This window comes from Pseudoalteromonas sp. SWYJZ19, assembly GCF_015864375.1.
Classification (GTDB): domain Bacteria; phylum Pseudomonadota; class Gammaproteobacteria; order Enterobacterales; family Alteromonadaceae; genus Pseudoalteromonas; species Pseudoalteromonas arctica.
On sequence record NZ_JADYXI010000018.1, the window covers coordinates 1 to 21102 of the forward strand.

General features: G+C 39.3%; 15 protein-coding genes and 1 rRNA gene. 10 read left to right on the forward strand and 6 right to left on the reverse strand.

Translation table 11 applies throughout. The features are described 5' to 3' along the window. The first annotated feature begins 152 nt into the window (after positions 1–152). The 6 genes from rrf (at position 153) to I6F45_RS16055 (ending at position 7979) form a co-directional block, all read left to right on the forward strand. Positions 153–267: ribosomal RNA gene (gene rrf / locus I6F45_RS16030) — 5S ribosomal RNA — on the forward strand. A gap of 485 nt (positions 268–752) precedes the next feature. Beyond that, entirely contained in the window at positions 753–1547 is a 795-nt protein-coding gene (locus tag I6F45_RS16035; RefSeq protein ID WP_197161121.1) for a VOC family protein, read from the forward strand. An 86-nt stretch (positions 1548–1633) separates the two neighbouring features. Further along, entirely contained in the window at positions 1634–1996 is a 363-nt protein-coding gene (locus I6F45_RS16040; protein WP_165728076.1) for a hypothetical protein, read from the forward strand. Beyond that, positions 1993–4326: a fatty acid cis/trans isomerase gene (locus I6F45_RS16045; protein WP_197161125.1), complete on the forward strand. Its 2334-nt coding sequence runs from the start codon at positions 1993–1995 to the stop codon at positions 4324–4326. Before I6F45_RS16040 ends, I6F45_RS16045 begins: the two co-directional genes overlap by 4 nt. Before the next feature lie 123 nt (positions 4327–4449). Next, on the forward strand, positions 4450–6177 hold the full coding sequence (locus tag I6F45_RS16050) for a response regulator (RefSeq protein ID WP_197161129.1): 1728 nt from the start codon (positions 4450–4452) through the stop codon (positions 6175–6177). Between the two features lie 392 nt (positions 6178–6569). Beyond that, positions 6570–7979 carry an ATP-binding cassette domain-containing protein gene (locus I6F45_RS16055; protein ID WP_197161132.1) on the forward strand — a complete coding sequence of 470 codons (1410 nt, stop codon included), beginning with the start codon at positions 6570–6572 and terminating at the stop codon, positions 7977–7979. A 47-nt stretch (positions 7980–8026) separates the two neighbouring features. Here the strand turns inward: I6F45_RS16055 and I6F45_RS16060 are convergent, their stop codons facing one another. From I6F45_RS16060 to I6F45_RS16085, 6 genes are all read right to left on the reverse strand, one after another. Beyond that, positions 8027–8905, reverse strand: coding sequence for a TraB/GumN family protein (locus I6F45_RS16060; RefSeq protein WP_165728080.1), 879 nt, complete (start codon positions 8903–8905; stop codon positions 8027–8029). Positions 8906–8955: 50 nt separating this feature from the next. Beyond that, complete coding sequence (locus I6F45_RS16065) at positions 8956–10392, reverse strand: sensor histidine kinase (RefSeq protein WP_197161136.1); 1437 nt, start codon at positions 10390–10392, stop codon at positions 8956–8958. Beyond that, positions 10373–11047 (reverse strand): response regulator transcription factor, encoded by a 675-nt coding sequence (locus tag I6F45_RS16070; protein ID WP_197161139.1) that lies wholly within the window; start codon positions 11045–11047, stop codon positions 10373–10375. Before I6F45_RS16070 ends, I6F45_RS16065 begins: the two co-directional genes overlap by 20 nt. Before the next feature lie 73 nt (positions 11048–11120). Continuing rightward, positions 11121–13067, reverse strand: a complete 1947-nt coding sequence (locus I6F45_RS16075) for an LTA synthase family protein (RefSeq protein WP_197161142.1) — start codon at positions 13065–13067, stop codon at positions 11121–11123. Then, positions 13058–13429 (reverse strand): diacylglycerol kinase, encoded by a 372-nt coding sequence (locus tag I6F45_RS16080; protein WP_197161145.1) that lies wholly within the window; start codon positions 13427–13429, stop codon positions 13058–13060. The genes I6F45_RS16075 and I6F45_RS16080 overlap by 10 nt, the downstream gene beginning before the upstream one ends. Then, positions 13426–15096, reverse strand: a complete 1671-nt coding sequence (locus I6F45_RS16085; RefSeq protein WP_166378252.1) for a phosphoethanolamine transferase — start codon at positions 15094–15096, stop codon at positions 13426–13428. Before I6F45_RS16085 ends, I6F45_RS16080 begins: the two co-directional genes overlap by 4 nt. Positions 15097–15649: 553 nt before the next feature. On the opposite strand from I6F45_RS16085, the gene ilvG reads away from it, so the two are divergent. The 4 genes from ilvG (at position 15650) to ilvA (ending at position 21057) form a co-directional block, all read left to right on the forward strand. Beyond that, positions 15650–17299 (forward strand): acetolactate synthase 2 catalytic subunit, encoded by a 1650-nt coding sequence (ilvG, locus tag I6F45_RS16090; RefSeq protein ID WP_165728086.1) that lies wholly within the window; start codon positions 15650–15652, stop codon positions 17297–17299. Further along, positions 17296–17541, forward strand: coding sequence for an acetolactate synthase 2 small subunit (gene ilvM, locus I6F45_RS16095; protein ID WP_165728087.1), 246 nt, complete (start codon positions 17296–17298; stop codon positions 17539–17541). Before ilvG ends, ilvM begins: the two co-directional genes overlap by 4 nt. Before the next feature lie 103 nt (positions 17542–17644). Next, complete coding sequence (ilvD, locus tag I6F45_RS16100) at positions 17645–19501, forward strand: dihydroxy-acid dehydratase (RefSeq protein WP_010553830.1); 1857 nt, start codon at positions 17645–17647, stop codon at positions 19499–19501. A 2-nt stretch (positions 19502–19503) separates the two neighbouring features. Further along, positions 19504–21057, forward strand: a complete 1554-nt coding sequence (ilvA, locus tag I6F45_RS16105) for a threonine ammonia-lyase, biosynthetic (RefSeq protein ID WP_197161148.1) — start codon at positions 19504–19506, stop codon at positions 21055–21057. Positions 21058–21102 lie beyond the last annotated feature (45 nt).

Below are 21102 nucleotides of genomic sequence, written 5' to 3' on the forward strand. Positions count from 1 at the left end.
ATACAACGCCAAACGCGTTTTATGTGATAGTGAAACACGCGAAGAAGTTAATATGACTAAAGTAGATATTACTTAGAAAGACTTAAAAAATATTATCAGATATTTTCCAAATTCAGTTAGTTTGTAGCGATACGAATTAACGCCCAAATTTGCTTGGTGACAATAGCGTTTTGGACCCACCTGATCCCATGCCGAACTCAGTAGTGAAACGAAACAGCGCCGATGATAGTGTAGCATTTGCTATGTGAAAGTAGGACATTACCAGGCTTAAAATTGCAGAAAGCCCGAATTTAACGATTCGGGCTTTTTTACGTCTGCAGAAAAGTAAAAATAGCACAATTAATGTACACTCATCCAACACCCATCATATAGGTCGGGCGAGCGTAGCGACTCCCGACGCTGATATACTGCGTAGCGTACCGACTTTATATTGTAGAGCGTCTGAATCTAATGATTCGGGCTTTTTTACGTCTGCAAAAAAGTGATTTAGGGATTCCTCTAGAGCGAAGGACTTCTTAGTAAATCATTTATATCGATCAGCAATAATATTTAATCAATTTGAGGGATTAAATCTGACGCTAACTGCGTTAAAAATCTCATATATGAAACAACTGAATAACGAATTCTTGCCCTTCTTTTATCGACTCCGCTTAGTTATTGCTCTAATCTCAATTTATGATCTGTTCAATTATGTAGTTTATAAAATGTGACAGAGCTCGTTTAGATAAAAATAGAATAATAAGGGTTTAATAATGAGTGAAATTGATAATCATCCACATGGCATTTTTTGTTGGTCAGAACTTTGTACGCATAATTGGAAAGATGGTAAGGCGTTTTATACATCATTATTTGATTGGGGGTATGACGATCAACCTATTGGGGAGGACATATATTACACCATGCTACAAAAGCAAGGTGGTGATATAGCCGCTATGTATGAAATGCCTAAAGAGCAAATTAGTGAAGGGATCCCAAGTCATTGGTTGGCTTACATTGCCGTCGACAATGTTGATGATTGTGCGCTAAAAGCTAAAGAACTAGGTGCTGAAGTTATTGCCGGTCCTCATGATGTTATGAATGCAGGACGAATGTTGATGCTAAAAGATCCTGTAGGTGCCACTGTTGCACTATGGCAAGGCAATGAGCATAAAGGTTGTAAGTACTTAGGTGAATTAAACACTCCTTATTGGCATGAGTTAGCAACCAGAAATAGTAAAGTAAGTAGAGACTTTTACTGTGCTTTACTAGGCTGGGAAAGTGAAATAAAGCCAATAGAAGGTATGAACTACACTTTATTTTTGGTTGATGGACAGCCAATTGCCGGTATGCTTGAGATGACAAGCGACTGGCCTGAAGATATTCCTGCTCATTGGATGATTTATTTTGCAGTAGAGAGCTGCGATGCAGCAGTAAATAAAGCCGCTAGCCTAGGTGGACAAGTATGTGTTCCTGCAACAGATATCCCCGATGTTGGTCGTTTTAGTGTTATATGCGACCCTCAAGGTGCTGTATTTTCGGTGATCGAATCTGTTATAGATGACGTTTAAACAGTTACATTAGCTTTAGCGTTAATTTACTCGCTAGTTTGTTATAATGCTCGCCAATTAAATCGTCAGAAAGTGCAGAGAACGCAATGGAATTTGAACAAAATAGCAATTTAACCCTTCCTTTATTTCTATTAGATGAATCATTAAGTAATAGAGATTTAGAGCAGCCTGATTTTGAAATATCAATTGGACTTGATGATGAGTTACTTGCTCAAATTTGCCAAAATCCAAGTGAAGATAGCAGTGTAGCTATTACCGTTAGCGGTTATGAGTTGCTTATAACTGATTCTCTGTATTTAAGTATATTAGAGCAAGAGCATGATGCGCAGATAACATTAACGCATGGGCCTCTTTTAAGTATTGTTTTGAATACTGAAGGTCAAAAAACATTCGTTTCCCCTCAAATGGATATGATGCCTACCTTCGATTTAGGTGACGAGGACGAATGAAAAAAATAATAATAAGTACATTCGTATTAATTATCCTTAGTGGCTGTGCTTACTTAGGTAATGCACATTACGATGATTTATTTGGCCCTGAACAAGCGCAAGAACGTATCGTTCCACATTCTACCCTTGCTGGAGCTGATTTTTTACAAAACGTAAAACCAGTACTCGATACCCGCTGCGTCGTTTGCCATGGTTGTTACGATGCACCTTGCCAGCTTAAGCTCTCATCCCCTGAAGGTATTGATCGAGGTTTGAGTAAAGAGCTCGTTTACGATGGAACTCGTTTATTGGCAACGACCCCAAGCCGTTTATTGTTTGATGCAACCAATACACAGCAATGGCGAGAAAAAAACTTTACGCCAGTGCTAAATGAGCGCGTACAAAGTGAAGAAGCAAACTTAGCGGGAAGTGTTTTATTTAATAGTTTAGTGTTAAAGCAAAGCTATGAATTACCAACTAATGAAGTGCTAGATGATGAATTTGATTTTTCATTAGGGCGTTCGCAAACCTGTGCAACAATGGGGGAGTTTGACCGATTAGCTGACGAGCAACCTCATGGCGGTATGCCTTATGGTTTACCTGGGGTTTCGCGCGAAGAGTTTAATCATTTACAGAACTGGCTTAAAAATGGCGGTAAAATGTCACATATTGAGCCACCAAGTAAGTATGATCAGAATAAAATAAAGGGCTGGGAAGCATTTTTAAATCAAGATAACTTAAAGTATCAGTTATCAGCACGTTATATTTATGAACATTGGTTTTTAGCACATATTTATTTTACGTCAGAAAACCCACAAAGCTTTTTCAAACTAGTTCGCTCAAGTACGCCTCCTGGTGAGGAAATAAAGTTAATTAATACACGTCGTCCATACGATGACCCTAAAGTTAGCCGTGTTTATTATCGTTTTATGCAAGAGCGTACAACCATACTTTCTAAAACGCATTTACCACTTGAGCTTAATGAAACTAAATTACTGCGTTTGTACGAGCAGTTTATTGCGCCAGATTATACAGTTACGCAAATGCCGAGTTATGAGCCTAAGTCAGCATCTAACCCATTTAAAACTTTTGAAGTTATTCCTATTAATTCTAAATATCAATTTATGCTTGATGAAGCAGAGTTAATTATTATGGGCTTTATAAAAGGGCCTGTTTGTCGTGGTCAGATTGCTTTAAATGTTATAAATGATCACTTTTGGGTGGCATTTGCTGATCCTGATAAGGTTGCGACTCCTGCTGTAGGGGAAATGCTAATGCAACATGAAGAAGCTCTAGAACTTCCTGCCGCAGAGGAAAGTAATGCGTTACCTATTTCTAGCTGGGTTAAATATTCAGTTCGTGAGAAAAAATATTTACAGGCAAAAGTTGAGCTTGCAAACGAAATGTTCAAAGGTGGCGAGCATCTTACAACTGACTTGCTTTGGAAAGGTGATGGGCATAATAAAAATGCTGCACTGACTATTTTCCGCCATTTTGATAGTGCAACTGTTGTTAAAGGTTTTATTGGTCAAGAGCCTAAAACCACGTGGATACTTGATTATGCGTTATTTGAACGTATTCATTATTTGCTTGTGGCAGGCTTTGATGTATACGGAAATATAGGCCATCAATTGGTTACACGTTTATATATGGATTTTTTACGTTTAGAGGGAGAGCAAAACTTTTTAGCTCTATTACCTGAGCACAAGCGTAATCAAATCAAAAAGCAGTGGTATCGTAATTCACCACCTGACTTATCTAAGTTCTTTAAAAGTAACCGAGAATTTAGCCAGCCCAGTGGTATTAACTATGAAACTGATGATCCACAGCATGAACTATATACCTTGATTAAAGAAGCCTTAGCGCCAGTTTTAAGTGAAAAATACAACTACACTGAAGTGGCAAAGCCGTTAAATGTAATAAGTGAAATGCCAGCAAAAGCGGTTAACTTATTACCTCAGCTTTCTTTTATACTTGTAAAGCAAGAAGATAATAGCCATAAGGGCTACACTATTATTCATCATAATGCGCACTACAATATATCTAGTTTATTAAACGAAGATGGCCAACGTGCTTATGATGAAGATACTGCGACTATTGTTCCTGGGTTTATCGGAGATTATCCAGCAGCTATTTGGTATTTAAATAACGAGCAGCAAGTAAATGCTTTTGCCGAGCAATTGCCTATGATGCAAATAGAAGCTGATTATGGTGCATTGAAATCTAAGTTTGGTATACGACGTACTCATCCACAGTTTTGGCAATACAGCGATATATTGCACGATACAGCTAAAAAATATCGTGGGATAGAATATGGAATGTTCGACTATAACCGTTTAGAAAATAGATAGTTAAATAGTTTTATTTTATTAGCCCAACTTTTTAGTTGGGCTTTTTTATTTAATAATCATTATTTAAGCTGCTTATTAGTTCTAAAAAATTGAGCTACACTTAAAACAAAAACAGGGCTTAGTATGTTTAAAGTTGTCGCGAATATCCGTACTCGTTACCGATGGGCATTAATAGCAATAGCACTATTAATAAGCACATCAGCATCACTTATGCAGTATTATTTTTCGGTGCAAAAATATGACGCAAAAATAATAAATATGGCTGGTAAGCAGAGAATGCTTTCTCAAAAAATAGCTTGGCATAGTAATGAGTTATTATTATCGGCAACAAATATTTCTGAGCATACTAAAGCGTTAAAGACATCAGTCGTATCATTCAAAAAAACTCATAATTACTTACTTTCAAAAAATGCTAATGGAGAGTATCAGTACCTTACACCTAAGCTTATTAAGCTATATACGTTAGCTCCTCATAAACTAGATTCCCAAGTTGCAACATATATCCAGCAAGCGGAAAATTTGCTTTATCAACAAGGCCAAGTAGATAAGCGTATATTCTCTGTAACTGAGGTTGAAGAGCTATTAAAGCAACTAGATCATGCAGTGAATTTATTTGAAGAGCAAGCTGTCCAAAAATTGAACTGGGTATCTAATCTTGAATTATTATTTTGGCTTATGGCGATGTTTTTACTACTTGTAGAGTTAAGGTTTGTATTTATGCCAATGGAAAAAGAAATAGGTAACGCATTGTCTAAATACCAAAAGCAAAAAGAGTTCGCTCAACAAGTGAGTCAAAATAAAGAGCATTTTATTGCCAGAGCAAGTCACGAATTTAGAACTCCTTTACAGGGTCTTATTACGTCTATTGAGGAGTTAAAGGTTTCTGATACGCAGCAAAGCGTTAAAACCCAAGCTAATTACTGTGCACTTAGGTTAATAGCCATATTAGATGAACTGCAGGACTTGCAAGCTTTAAGTACAGGTAAGTGGGTACCGCAATTTAAAAATGAAAACCTTCTAGAGTCGTGTAATAAAGTACTAATGGCTTACGAGCATGCTTGTCAGCAAAAAGGCCTAAAACTAGTTAGTTGTTTAGATGAATCATTAAATTGTGTATGTAAATTGGATCATCAACGTTTGCAGCATACGCTTACAGAATTAATCAGTAACGCTATTAAGTTTACGACAGAGGGTGAAATTACTGTCTCTGCAAAGCTTTTTAATAATGAACTTTGTGTCACTGTAAGTGATACTGGTTGTGGTTTTTCGAAAGAGATTACTGATCTTGAATTTGACTCATTTAAACAAACAAACCATTTTCAAGGATTAAGAACAGGTCTCACTCGGGTTCAGTATGTTGTAAAGGCGTTGCACGGTGAAATTACCTTCAAAAATAATGAAGCCCATGGGGCGCTGGTATCTTTGCACTTACCAATAATTGCCAGTAAAGCTCTCCCAAACCCTCGTAAAATAAATGACAAACTAAAGTGTTTAGTCGTTGAAGATAATCCATTAAATACTATATTACTGACCCGCATACTTAGCTTATTAGGTTTAAGCTATGATTGCGCTGAAAACGGCAAAGTCGCGTGCGATATGGTGAGTGAAAATCAATACGATATTGTTTTTATGGACTTAAATATGCCAGTAATGGATGGGTTTGAGGCGATTAAAAAAATACGCTCTGATCTTAATAAAGTAATGCCAATTATTGTTATAACAGCAAATACTTCACAAAATGATATAGAGCGAGTTTATGAATACGGAGCTAACCTCCATATTCATAAGCCAATAAGCCAGCAAGCAATTAAATACGCATTAAATAGTATTAGCGTTGCTAGGGCGTGTTGATCTTTGGTAGTTGAATTTGCAGCAGACTGTTTGGTTTTTAGGCAAGGCAGAGCCTATGTAGTGTGGTTATTCCCCATAAATAGGCGATAACGCAGCATAAATACCAAACATGCGCTGCCCATTGGGTTCTTTCTAGGGACGATTAACTCTTTGTTGCCTACATGGATGTAGGTAAGGGGCGTGAGCAGGACGCGGAAGCTTTGCTCGGTTTTTACTTAGCCCACTAGGTTACAAACCTCGCGCCGCGATTTAATCGCCCTTAGATTGAACAAATTTCAATCCACAAAGATCAACACGCCCTAGTGAAATAAATTAATTTTGCAGATAACAAGCTTGCTAAGCTCTTTTAATATGCGTTAACTTGCTGTTTTAAGGTTTATTAGGAAAAGTTAGTGCAGTCAATTACGCTTGAGCAATTTAATGGTTACTTACAAGGGCAAGGCAAAAGTCGTTACGACATATGCAACCTAGATTGGCAAGTGAATCTAGGAGAACATTGGCTGCTTCTAGGTGCTAATGGAGCCGGTAAATCTGCACTGACAGCTGCGTTAGTTGGTGAAGCTAAGTGCGAAAGTGGTAAGCGTATAAGTAGTATTAATAAGCTTATGCTCGTGTCTTCAGATTCGCATAAACAGTTACTAGTTCAAGAATTTGAGCATGAAAAGCACTCCCTCGTTAAAGACCTTATTTTTACAGGGCATAGTAATAATGATGAGTTATTAGCGCAGCTAATAGAATTATTTAAATTTAGCTCATTACTAAATAGGCATTTTAGAGACCTTTCAACGGGTGAAACTCGTAAACTCCTACTTATAAAAGCACTCAGCTCCCATAGTGAGTTAGTCGTACTTGACGAGCCATTTGATGGACTCGACGTACAATCTTGCCAGCAACTTAATAAAATACTCATAGAGCTTAGCCACACGATTACTTTTGTTTTTGTGCTAAACCGCTTAGACGAAATGCCTTCATTCATTACTCACTATGGTTATGTAAACCAAGGCTGCTTGTTACATACTTTAGCAAAGCCAAGTAGTGAGCAATTAAGTGACTTACTAAAACTACTTCATTTAGAGCATACTTCATTGGATGTGCCATCTCCTGATACCGAACAAGAGCAAAAGACATTCACTGGTAATACCTTAGTTAAATTGAGTAATGCTAAAGTTAGTTATAGTGACGTAAGCATATTCAAAAATCTCAATTGGACTATAAAAAAGCATCAGCATTGGCAGCTTACTGGAGCGAACGGTTCAGGTAAAACATGCCTATTAAATTTAATAACAGGTGATAACCCACAGTGTTATAACAATGACATTGAAGTGTTCGGTTTTAAACGCGGAACCGGGGAGAGTATTTGGGATATAAAACAGCATATTGGTTTTATATCTAACGCGCTACATATGGATTATCGCGTAAGTATATCGGCTTTAAATACTGTTATATCTGGTTTTTATGACAGCATAGGTTTATATCAAAAGCCGAGCGACGCACAAGTTAATATTGCTCAACAGTGGCTGGCATTTATTGGTTTAAGTGACAAGCAAAACACCTCATTCACCCAGCTTTCGTACGGCGATCAACGTATGCTTTTAATTGTACGAGCTATGGTAAAGCATCCAACGTTACTTATTTTAGATGAACCTTGCTTAGGATTAGATGAAGCAAACAGGCAACGTGTACTGCTACTAATAGAGAAAATTTGTGCTGCTAATACAAGTACTGTGATTTATGTAAATCATCATGCGGCAGACAAAATTAAAAAAATAGAGAATTACTTAAAAATGGAAGACTTTAATTAAAAGCTCAGAGAAAGGTTGAGCGAAAATTCACTCAACCCATTTTTATTTTAAAGACGAGTAACGCTAAAGCCTTTATCTCGTAGCTGTTTAAGTAACCCGTGTTTTTCAGGTAAATGCAGAGCACCTACGGCAATAAATAGTTGCTCGTTTGCTAAACGCGGTGTGAGTTGTTTAACCCAATTATTATTGCGGTTAGTTAGCATTACTTGCTCGCTAATTTCACCATAATTACTGTCATCAAAACTCATGTTGTAGTAATCGGTTAGTGTATCCATATCCCCGTTTTTCCAGGCATTAACTAATTTGATAAAGTAAGTATTAATATCGCTTAGCTGCTCAAAGGTTTCTTCAATCATTTCATTGCTTAATAGCGCCATGCCATCAAACATTTGCAGTTGTTGCTCTAGAGTTTCAAGCTCACCAATTTTTATTTTATGTTCTTTAGCGTAAGCAAGTACTTGCTTGTCTATGCCGGTTTTATCTGAATATCCTGCATTTTGAAATTCAATTTGCATCATAGTCACCATAACAGCCCAAGGCTTTAAGCCATTAAACATAGCAATATCAATCGACTTTTTAGCAAAGTAATTTTTTAGCTTGGTATAATTTTGCTTTGAAAGCTCAGTTTGTAATGTTTTACCGTCACTTAGCATCATAAATGGCATTGAGCGCTGTTGCATTTCAAGTGGTGTAAGTTTGCTTATATCAACTTCAACAATGACTTCTTTGCTTGCGCTAATTGCATCGGTTACATTTTTAGGTAAGCCTTTCATGCTGGCATCACCAACGTGTACAGTGCCAAATAAGTAAGAGCTGACGCCATTTTTTTCTATTTTATATAAGGCGGGAGCTGCATAGCTGTTAAGGCTAAATGTTATAAGTAATGCCACAATAAAAAAGTGGCTAATACGGGTAAGAGCATTCATGGTTTGTCCTTAAAATCTCGAAGGTTAGTAGTGTAAATACTAACCTAAATTTACTTCAGAGGTAACGTTAATATAAACGTTAACGTATTGCTTTCGGTATTACTGGCCGTGATAGTAAAGCCATTTAAGTTACATAAGCTCTGTACAATTGATAATCCTAAACCATGGCGCTGGTTATTAGTTCTAGATGAATCTAGCTGATAGAGCGGGTCAAAAATAGCAGTGAGCTGTTCACTACTTAGTGGTTTATTTACTTTGTTACTAACAGAGATGGTCATGTTTGTGCTGTTATTTACGGCAGTTAATTTAATTGGTGCCTCAGGGAGTCCATAAAATAGTGCGTTATCGATTAAGTTACATAAAATGGTATTTAAACTAAATTCGTCAGCATTAAGTGTAAACTCGTCAGTTATCTCATTATTTAAACGCGCTTTAATAGTTGGGTGCTTAAAGGTCAGCTCATCAACAATTTGATTTACTAGGTTATTTAGAATGATATTTTGTGCATTTAATTGCATTGCACTGCTACTTGAGCGCTGCAACAGTAATAGGTTGCTAACAATCGTTTTCATACGCTGTGAAATATTAAGCACATCACTGGTATAGGTGTCGCTAATGCGTCTATCGTCAGGGTAGCGAATAGCCACTTCTGAGAGGCTTATTAGTTCAGCTATTGGGGTTTTAAGCTCGTGTGCAATGTCGCTTGTTAGGCGTTTTTCATTACTATAGAGTTGCTGATTAACGGTAATAAACTTATTTAGCTCGTTACGTATAGGTTCTATTTCTTCTACTTTAAAGTCGCTTTCTATTGTTTGCGCAACACCGGTAATATCGAGTAACTTAATTTGGTCGTTTAAGTTGTGTAGCGGGTGCAGACCTTTATTTACAATACGTGTCACTAAATAGCGCACACCAAACACACCAAGTACACAGGTTAAAATAAAGACCACATCAATAATAATCAGTACTTTATTAAGTTCGGCTGTCGGCGCTGCAATCGCAAGAGTCATGGTATTAAAAACAGCAGAGTGAGTGGGGTTTCTATCGTCTTTTTGGGCTACAAAGTGACTTATAAGTGCGCGGCCATCACGCCCGTTAGGAAGCTCGTAATCTATAATTTTAGATTCGTTTATCGGCATTTCTAAAAAAGGTAGGTTAGCATTTTCATAAAGCTCTAATGAGTCCGAGCGCTCAAACACATCACGGCCATGCCATAATTGGTAAAACTCCGTGGCATCGGCTGCTTCATACTCCGACATAAACTCACCAGCAAAATCAAATTCAACCACGTTGTTGTCATCTTCAACTAAGGTTTTTAAGTAGTTAGCTTTGTTAGTTAAAGACTGATTGAACTGATCTTCCACCCAAGTATCAACACTTAAATCAACGGTTAAAAATATGGTGAACAAAATAACTGAGATCACAGCGCTAATATTATTAACGAGTTTACGTTTTATTGAGTGATTTTTATTTTTTTGTTGCGACATAACCAAATCCACGTTTATTTTTTATCGGGAGCTCGCCATCAAACTGTCTTACTTTTTTACGTATGGTTGAGATGTGTGCTTCAAGCGCATTTTTAGAGAGCATATCAAACTGACCTACCACCGCTTCACTTATAAGCTCGAGCCCTAATACTCGCTCTGGGGCGTTAAATAAGCATTCTATTATTTTGTATTCATTACGCGTGAGCTCAATGGCATGTTGCTTGTAGTGAAGAGTTTTAAGTGACAGATCTAATACGCAATCACCTACGGTAAGGGTATTTTGTTGGTTTTGCAGTGAACCACGACGAAGTAATGCAAGGACGCGAGCATGGAGTTCTTCAAACGAAAATGGCTTAGTTAAATAATCGTCAGCACCTTTCATAAGGCCGCTAATTTTATCTTGAGGCTCACTTCGTGCAGATAAAATTAGCACACGGCTTTGGCTATTACTGCTGCGCAGTGCTTGTAAAATACTCATGCCATCAACACTTGGTAGCATTAAATCAAGTACGAGGAGGTCGTAGTTTCCACTCAGTGCCATACTCAACCCTTCTGAGCCATCACCAGTTTCATCTACGGTAAAACCAAGGTTGCTAAGGCCAACTTGCAAGCTGCGTCTTAATGCTTCAGAGTCTTCAATAACGAGGATTTTCATGTTTACTCGGTTTATAAAAATAGCCTTGTTACTTTAACAAGGCTTTATTATCAAGTCACTGCAAGAATAATAACTAATGGTACCAGCCATTTGTGTAGGCTAAATTACCCAAGTTCGCGTGGGCTAGGGCTTTTTTAACTAACTGTTCATCGTTTTCACATGGCACAAGCTGGTTATTGCTATACGTATAGGTGGTTGCTGATTTTTGTGGTTGTAACACCACCACTTTATTATCGTGCATGTAGGCAAAGTTTTTGTCGTATTGCATCATTGCGCGTTGTTTGTTGTCGCTAATTGGCTTTGATAAATCATGACCTATCATAGGGTGCTTACCACTTGCGCCAATTAAAGACAGTAGAGTCACAGGAATATCGAGCTGGCTGGCTAGTTGGCTATCTCGTTTATGGGTAATATTTTTACCAAAAATAACGGCCGGAATTTTAAAGTGATCAACCGGTACTAAACTCGCCCCAGATACACGCGAGTCGTGATCGGCAATAACTATAAATACAGTGTCGTCCCAGTAGCTCGATTTTTTAGCTTTTTCGATAAACGTGCCTAGTGCGTAATCGGCATACTTTGCTGCATTATTACGGGTTTGTTTTTGTTTATCGTACAGCGTTATTTTATCGTCAGGAAAGTCATACGGGCTATGATTAGAGCTTGAGAATATAAGGCTAAAAAAGGGTTTGTTTTGATTTTTAAGCTTAGTAAGTTCTATGTCGGCCTGGTCGTACAAGTCTTCGTCTGATGCGCCCCACGAGCCATTAAAATCTATTTTATTAAAGTTATTTGTATCTACGATACTTTTAAAACCGTTGCCTAAAAAGAAGCTGCGCATGTTATCAAAATGGCTTTCGCCACCATAAATAAACTGCGTGTTGTAATTTTGCTTCGCTAAAAAATCAGCAATGGTAAAAAAGTCGCGTTGTGATTTATCAAGCTTAACAACCGCACGCGAAGGTGTGGGTGTAAACCCTGTAATTACCGCCTCAATCCCACGCACTGAACGTGTACCCGTGGCGTATAAATTATCAAACCCCCAGCCTTGTTTATAAAGGGCGTCTATATTAGGTGTAAGCGGTAAACCGCCAAGCGTGCCTACATAACGAGCACCTAAACTTTCTTGTAAAATAATGACTAAATTTTTGGGTTTACCTGTATTACTTGCGCCATGAAACGTTTTTGTAGGGGCGGTTGCATCACTAAATGTGCCTTGCGTATTTTGCATGTTACTACGCACAATGCTAAGCAATTCATCGGTGGGCATTTTACCGTAATAGTCTTGGCTTGATTGCTCATTAGAAAGTTGCTTAACTGCAAACGCGACGCTATAAAGGGAGTTAAGGGTTAAGTCGTTAAGTAAGTGATCGGTAGAGAACGAGACCATGGCGGGGTTAAGTGGTCTGTGCCCTAATGAGTTGCGGGCGCCCAAAATAGTTAAGCATACTAAAATGAGCGCTAAAATTGATTGGTTTAAGCCTGTTAGTGATGACTTGCTTTGCCATTGATTGCTAAATACTTTACTTGCAAATTTACAGCTTAAAACAAGTGCTATAACAACAATAAATACTTCTAACTTATAGCCTGAAAAAATCATTTTTGAGACTTCTTTAGGGTAAATTAAATATTCTATAAATAAGCGGTTTGGGCGTAAATCGTACTCGTTTATAAACGTAGGCGTAATCACTTCAAAAAAAACAAGTAAAGCAGACATCGTCACTAAATAAATTTTAATGAGGCCGCGTACTTTATTTTGCCAACCTACGCTTTGCATCAGTAAAGTAAGTAGTAATGCGGGCATAATAATGTAGCTTAGAGTGGCTATATCAACTCTTAAACCACCTATAAATATAGACAACCACGCATGCGATCCAAATACACGCTCCCCTTGCCATACACTTAATCCAAAGCGAGCAAGTGTTAAAAAGCTAAGTGCCAAAACAGTAAATACAACAAAAATCCATACAGGGCCAAGTGCATTTTGTATTTTAGGTATAAAAGTTAGCTTTATGCCCATAACACAGCCCACCAAATAAGAGCGGCAATTAGCATAGCTATAAACACGCTTGCAGAGGCAATATCTTTAGCTAGCCCCGAAAGCTCATGGTATTCGCTGCCAATCCTATCAACTACAACCTCAACGGCTGTATTTACCAGTTCAGCAAACAATACAAAAAGCAGGCTGGCTATAAGAAGTAATTTATCGCTTAGTGCAATTTCTTGTAGCCACACAAACACACCGAGTAACGAAAACAGTACTAGCTCTTGTTGAAACGCGGCTTCAAATCGACTCATCCATTTTAAGCCGTTAAAAGAATGGCTTAAGGTAAAAATAAGGCGCATTAAGCCTTGGCGTTTTATAACGGTTTTATTGCTCATAATTGTATTTCGCTTGGTGTTGTTTGGCAGCTAGCAAGTAAATCAAGCGATGCCTGATATGTTTTGCTCTTAATGCCAATTAAATTTAAAAGGGTGTGAAAAATATTGTTGTGTGAGCGCGCAGCGCGGGTGTCTAAATTAGCTAAACAGGTATTAGTAATGCGCTGGTTATGCTCATCAGCCCACATATAAAGGGGGACATGTGTTTGTGTACTTGGGGCAAAGCTATACGGAAAACCATGCAAATAAGCACCGGCTTCGCCAAGTGATTCACCATGATCAGAGACATATAAAAACTGCTTATCTATGTTGTTTGGCAGCGCTTTTAATTGCTCAATTACCTGGGCGTTAACAAAGTCGCTGTACGCAATTGTGTTGTCGTAGGTATTAACTAATTCATCGAGTGAGCAGTTTTGAATGTCGTTTCTATCGCACGTAGGCGTAAATTGCTTAAACTTATCTGGGTAGCGTTTAAAGTAGGTTGGCCCGTGTGAGCCCATCATGTGTAGGACAATAATGGTGTTAGCTTGGCTTAAATTAGCGAGTTTGCGTTTAAGTGGAGCAAGAAGTGCTTCATCAAAACAATATTTCCCATCGCAAAGCGTTGATGGGGTGGTTGGTATATCAATATTAACAACACGTGTGCATACGTTTTTACAGCCGCTGTTATTATCAACCCACAATACATCGCTGCCAGCTTGTTGTGCTAAGTCAATCAGGTTTTGTTGGTTGTCAGCTGCTAATCGATCAAAGTTATCTTGTGTTTGCAGTGAAAACATACACGGCACAGACACAGCAGTAGCGGTGCCACAAGACGCCACATTATTAAAATACGTCACATTGTACTTTTGTGTGTAAGAATTTGTGTTGCGCTTATAACCTTGATAAGCAAAGTTTTCTGCTCGTGCGGTTTCGCCAACAACCATAACGGTTACGCTGGTGGTGTTAGGCGCAATAAGAGTGGGTGTTGCATCTATATTTTTAAATTCTATATTGGTATACAGCAGCTGATCGCGCATATATTTATAACCGCTAGAGAGGTATTGAAACGGAATAATTTCTTTTTTCAAAATGCGGTTGTTACGACCAGTGGCTGCGTAATCGGCGTAAAAGTTAGCGACCACTAAAGCAATTAGCGTTAAGCAGGCAATAATAAGTTTTATGCGGCTAATCGCTTCTTGATGAGGGCGAGTAAAGTGTATTTTTACTTTGCTTAATATAAAAACAGGTAGCGCACAAAAAAGTAGTAAAAAGGCTATGAGCTGCGGGTTTAAATAGCTCAGCGCTTCGCTTGAATCGGTTTCGAACGTGTTTTGAATCATTGAATAGTCAAACACAACACCGTAATTTAATGAGCCGTAAAGCACGGCGCTCGAAATTATCAGTAAAAGATAGTTAATTGGTTTTAATAACCATCTAACCGACACTATCGAAAAGAAAATAATTAAAAGGCATAACAAAAGTAGCGGGACTGAAAGTAAAAATAGCCATGAAAAAGATGCAAGAGAGGTTATGGCGCTAAACGAACCTTGAATAAAAGGAATGTTTATAACTAAACAGTAATAACAGGCAATCATCACTACAAAGGCATTTGCACTACAGTGAATGTAAAACCGTTTACTACGATTTGGCTTTTTTTGTGCTGGTGTTTGACTAATTACGTTCATATTTAGGCTCGTTTAAAATAACAACGCCATGCTATGCAACAACACTTAAGAGTCGCTTAAGAGAACCTACGCATTACCTGAAGGTGATAAATAATTTTATTTATAAAAATATTCTTAAAAATTAATCAAACCTTAAATAAGGGATATAAGAATAGTGAATTTCTGAGAATAAAATTAGAGCATAAAAAAACCACTACTAGCTTGTATAATGAATTTTAAAACCTGATAAATTGCCTTTTAGTCTTTTTGTTAGATTAACTTTGGTGTTGACTTAAAGGGCCTAGCGCGGTACTAATATAAAAAGAGAGCGAAGGAATAACCTTCGCGATAATTGAACAAAATTTGGTATTAATTACATGCTTACAAACGCACTTAACCTAGTCCTGATTATTATCGTGGTGATTATTCCCGCGAGGGCTTCGTAGTGCTTTAAAAACTTAAGCATTAAAAAAGCCCTCCGCACTTAACCGTTCGGAGGGCTTTTTAGTTTTAAGGGCAAAGTTTTTAGCGTAAAAATGTAATTGGGTTGTCACTGAGGAATGAGGGTTTATTAATGACAGGCGCAGAACTAACAATCGACTTATTGGCCAAACACGGCGTAAATGAAGTATTTGGCTACCCAGGCGGAGCTATTATGCCAATTTACGATGCGCTGTATGGCGCGCCAGTCAAACACTACCTTACTCGTCATGAGCAAGGTGCAGGGTTTGCAGCTGTTGGTTATGCTCGCAGCACGCGTAAATTAGGTGTGTGTTTTGCAACATCGGGCCCAGGTGCAACTAACTTAATAACTGCCCTTGCTGATGCGATGATGGACTCAGTACCATTATTGGCGATCACCGGCCAAGTGCCTACTGCAGCTATTGGTTCAGATGCGTTTCAAGAAATAGATGTACTAGGTATGTCGCTTTCGTGTACTAAGCACAGCTACATGGTAGAACGAGCGGAAGACTTAGCAGAGATATTACAAGAAGCTATTCATTTAGCGCAAAGCGGCCGACCAGGTCCTGTACTTGTCGATATCCCAAAAGATATTCAAATGGCGCAAGTACCTTTTAAGCCTTGGCTTGCAGCTGATGAATACTTACCACAATTAGATTTAAATCAAGTTGCTATTGCTAATCAATTACTTAGTGAAGCAAAGCAGCCTGTAGCGTACGTAGGCGGTGGTGTACAAGCCGCTGACGCGCAAGACGAGTTAATGCAGTTTTTAAATAAAACGCAAATGCCGGCTGTATCAACACTTAAAGCATTGGGCAGTGTACTACCTGATTACGAACACTACTTAGGTATGTTAGGTATGCATGGTACTCAAGCGGCTAATATTGCTGTGCAAGAATGTGATGTGCTTGTATGTATAGGGGCGCGCTTTGATGACCGCGTAACGGGTAACTTAGCTAAATTTGCAGCTAAAGCTAAAGTAATTCATTTAGATATAGATGCCGCTGAAGTAGGTAAGCGAAAACCTGCTAAAGCTTCATTAATTGCTGATTTAAAAACCTCTTTACCAGCACTTGAGTGTTTTGTAACACCTAAAGCTTGGTGTGACACAAATAAAGAAATGAATATTAAGCACGCGTGGCGTTACGACTACCCAGGTGAGAAGGTTTATGCACCTTATTTACTTAGTCAGCTTAGTGAGCGTATGCCAAAAACTGGCGTTGTGTGCTGTGATGTTGGCCAGCACCAAATGTGGGTCGCGCAGCATATGAAATTTAGCCACCCGAGTAATCATTTAAGTAGTGGTGGCGCAGGCACAATGGGCTTTGGTTTACCGGCCGCTATTGGCGCACAAGTAGCACGCCCTGATGACTTTGTAATTACCGTATCAGGCGACGGCTCAATCATGATGAATATTCAAGAGCTTGCCACGATTCGCCGTAACAATTTACCAGTAAAAATATTAATTTTAGATAACCAGCGCTTGGGTATGGTTCGCCAATGGCAGGAACTGTTTTTTGAAGGACGTTACTCTGAAACTAACCTTTCGGACAACCCAGACTTTGTGCAACTAGCTGCTGTATTTGGTATTCCAGGGCAAACAATTACCCACGCTAACCAAGTTGATGATGCTATTACAGCATTAGTTAACAGCAAAGGCCCGTACATAGTACATGCTTGTATTGATGATAAAGAAAATGTTTGGCCACTTGTACCACCTGGGGCTGCTAACGACGAAATGATGACGGAGAAAGCAAAATGAAACACAGCCTAACTATTGCATTAAAAAGCCAAAGTATAGCGGTAGAACGCTTTTTACGAGTGGTGCGTCATCGTGGTTTTAACCTAACGCATTTTCAGCTCAATATAGATGATGGCTTATACAACGTAGCCATGACGGTAGATAGTGATAAACCTATTCATCTATTAACCAGCCAGCTAAACAAGCTGGTGGATGTAAAAGAAGTCACTTTACAAAATTTACAGCACCAACAGGCTGTATAATTACGAATTACAAAATAATTTACGAGTAACTGAGTCACTCGGTTATTCACCAATTTTAGAATGAGGAATGCCCGCTTATATTGCGGCAAAAACTGAGGTAACTATGGCTAAATTAAGAAGTGCAACAACAACTGAAGGACGTAAACGTGCAGGCGCAAGAGCATTATGGCGCGCAACAGGTATGACAGACTCTGATTTTGGTAAACCGATTATTGCCGTAGTTAACTCGTTTACACAATTTGTACCAGGGCATGTACACCTTAATCAGCTTAGTGAGCTTATGGGTGAGACAATAACCCAAGCCGGTGGCGTTCCAAAAGAATTTAATACCATTGCTATTGATGATGGCATTGCGATGGGACACGGCGGTATGCTTTATTCATTGCCTTCACGCGATTTAATTGCTGACTCGGTTGAATACATGGTAAATGGACACTGCGCCGATGCGATGATCTGTATTTCAAACTGCGACAAAATCACCCCAGGGATGATGCTGGCAGCGCTACGTTTAAATATACCGGTGATATTTGTATCGGGCGGTCCAATGGAGGCGGGTAAAACTAAACTTGCTAACATCGACATTAAACTTGATTTAGTTGATGCCATGGTTAAAGGCGCAGATGAATCGGTAAGTGATGCAGATTCAGAGCAAGTAGAGCGCTCTGCGTGTCCTACATGTGGTTCGTGCTCAGGCATGTTTACTGCAAACTCAATGAACTGTTTGTTAGAGGCTATAGGTTTGGCACTGCCGGGTAACGGTACCACGCTTGCTACCCATAAAGACCGTAAACAACTGTATGTTGAAGCAGGGGCTCGTATTGTTGATTTATGTCGTGAGTATTATCAAAAAGATAATCAAGATGTATTGCCACGCGCAATTGCCAATAAAACAGCCTTTATGAATGCAATGGTTGTTGATATTGCAATGGGCGGCTCGTCAAATACCGTATTACATTTACTCGCAGCAGCGCAAGAGGCCGGCGTTGATTTTGATATGTCGCACATTGATGCGCTTTCTCGTAAAACACCGTTTTTATGTAAAGTTGCACCAGCAACACCAGAGTACCATATTGAAGATGTCCACCGTGCTGGTGGCATGATGGCTGTTGTACGCGAGCTTGGTAAAGCGGGCTTAGTTGATATGTCGGTTAATCATGTAGCTGGGTCAACAATGGCTGAGCTTGTTAAAAAATGGGATGCAACTGACCCAACTAACGAAGTAGCGCGCAAATTTTACCGTGCGGGTCCTGCGGGCATTCGAACTACTAAAGCAATGAGCCAAGAATGTCGTTGGGATGAAGGCGATAATGACCGCGTGAATGGGTGTATTCGAAGCGTTGAACATGCTTTTCGCCAAGACGGTGGTTTAGCTGTGCTTTCGGGTAATCTAGCGGTTGATGGCTGTGTTGTAAAAAGTGCTGGCGTAGTTGATGAAATGCTACATTTTGAAGGCACCGCCATTGTATACGAATCACAAGATGATTCAGTAGAAGGGATTTTAAATAACGAAGTAAAAGCCGGCGATGTTGTTGTTATTCGTTACGAAGGCCCTAGAGGCGGCCCAGGTATGCAAGAAATGCTATACCCAACAAGCTACTTAAAATCGAAAGGCTTAGCTGAAAAATGCGCACTTATTACTGATGGTCGCTTTTCGGGTGGTACTTCGGGTTTATCAATTGGCCATGTATCGCCAGAAGCGGCGAGTGGTGGTGCAATCGCTTATGTTGAAAATGGCGACAAAATCATTATTGATATCGCAACACGTGAAATCACATTAGCGCTAAGCGATGAAGAACTTGAGGCACGTAAACAAAAGCAATTAGCACGCGGAAAAATGGCGTACAAGCCAGTTGATCGTGAGCGCTATGTCTCGTCTGCTTTAAAGGCTTATGCATTACTTGCAACAAGTGCTGATAAAGGCGCTGTGCGCGACTTAGCTAAATTGGAGGCGCTTAGTTAATTATGGTCTCTCAAGAGCTCGATTATTTTCGCGCTATTATTCAAGCAAACATGGAGCCTTTGGCTAAAGTTACTGAGGTTAGCGAAATGGCTGAACTCAGTAAAAAGCTAGGTAACCATGTTTGGTTAAAGCGTGAAGACCAACAGCCCGTGTATTCATTTAAGTTACGCGGTGCGTATAACAAATTAAATAAATTACCTAAAGGCTCAGTGGTTATTACTGCTTCTGCGGGTAATCATGCTCAAGGGGTTGCATTAAGTGCATCTCACCTTGGGCATCAAGCAACTATTGTAATGCCAGTAACAACGCCTGAAATAAAAGTCAGCGCAGTGCGCGCACTTGGCGGTGAAGTTGTATTACATGGCCATCACTTTGATGCTGCAAAAGCACATGCACTTGAGCTTACAGAGCAACGAAAAGGCATATTTGTTCCACCGTTTGATGACCCTGACGTAATTGTTGGTCAAGGCACTGTAGCACGCGAGCTAATGCAGCAACTAAACGAGCTTGATGCTGTGTTTATTCCTGTTGGCGGCGGCGGTTTACTTGCTGGTATGGCGGTTTACATTAAATCGTTGCGTCCAGATATAAAAGTAATTGGCGTAGAAGCCGACGAAAGTGCGTGTTTACAAGCAGCACTTGAAGCTGGTAAGCCAGTAGAGCTTGATCGCGTTGGTAGTTTTGCCGATGGCGTAGCGGTTAAAATTATTGGCACTGAAACATTTCGTTTAGCGCAAAAGTTTTGCGATGAAGTCGTAACCGTTACTAGCGATGAAATATGTGCAGCCATGCAGGATATTTTTGTATCTACGCGTGCAATTGCAGAGCCATCAGGTGCACTTGCAACGGCTGGGCTTAAAAAGTGGAGTCAGCAGTCGGGGTTAAAAGGACTACATTTAGCGGCTGTGCTTTCGGGTGCTAATTTAAACTTTGATCGCCTGCGTTATGTTGCAGAGCGCACTGCGCTGGGTGAAAAAAACGAAGCGCTATTAGCCGTTACTATTAAAGAAGAAAAAGGCAGTTTTAAACAGTTTTGTGCTTCTTTAGGTGGCCGTGCTATTACTGAATTTAACTACCGTTATGCAGGGCCTGGTGAAGCACAAATATTTGTGGGCATTGCTCTGCGCCAAGGCGAGCAAGAGCTTAATGAGTTAAAGCAAGACTTAACAAATAACGATTATCAATTTTGCGATTTGTCGGATAACGAACTCGCTAAATTACATGTGCGTTATATGGTTGGCGGAAAAGCACCAGAGCAATTACATGAACGTTTATTGCGTTTTGAATTTCCTGAGTATCCGGGTGCGCTTGCACGCTTTTTAGATACTTTAGGCTGCAATTGGAACATTACCTTATTTCATTATCGTAATCACGGTGGTTCGATGGGGAATGTACTGGCAGGTTTTGCAATTGAGCCGAGTCAGTATGAGATGTTTAACGAGCATTTGAATCGCTTAGGTTACAGTGTACAAGATGAAACACAAAACCCGTGTTTTACCCAATTTTTAACATCAAAACCGCAAGCAGAAAAAGCCGAAAAACTCGCCTCAGTATAATCCTTCTTTAAAGGCTGGCACCTAACTAGGGTGCTTGCTTTATTA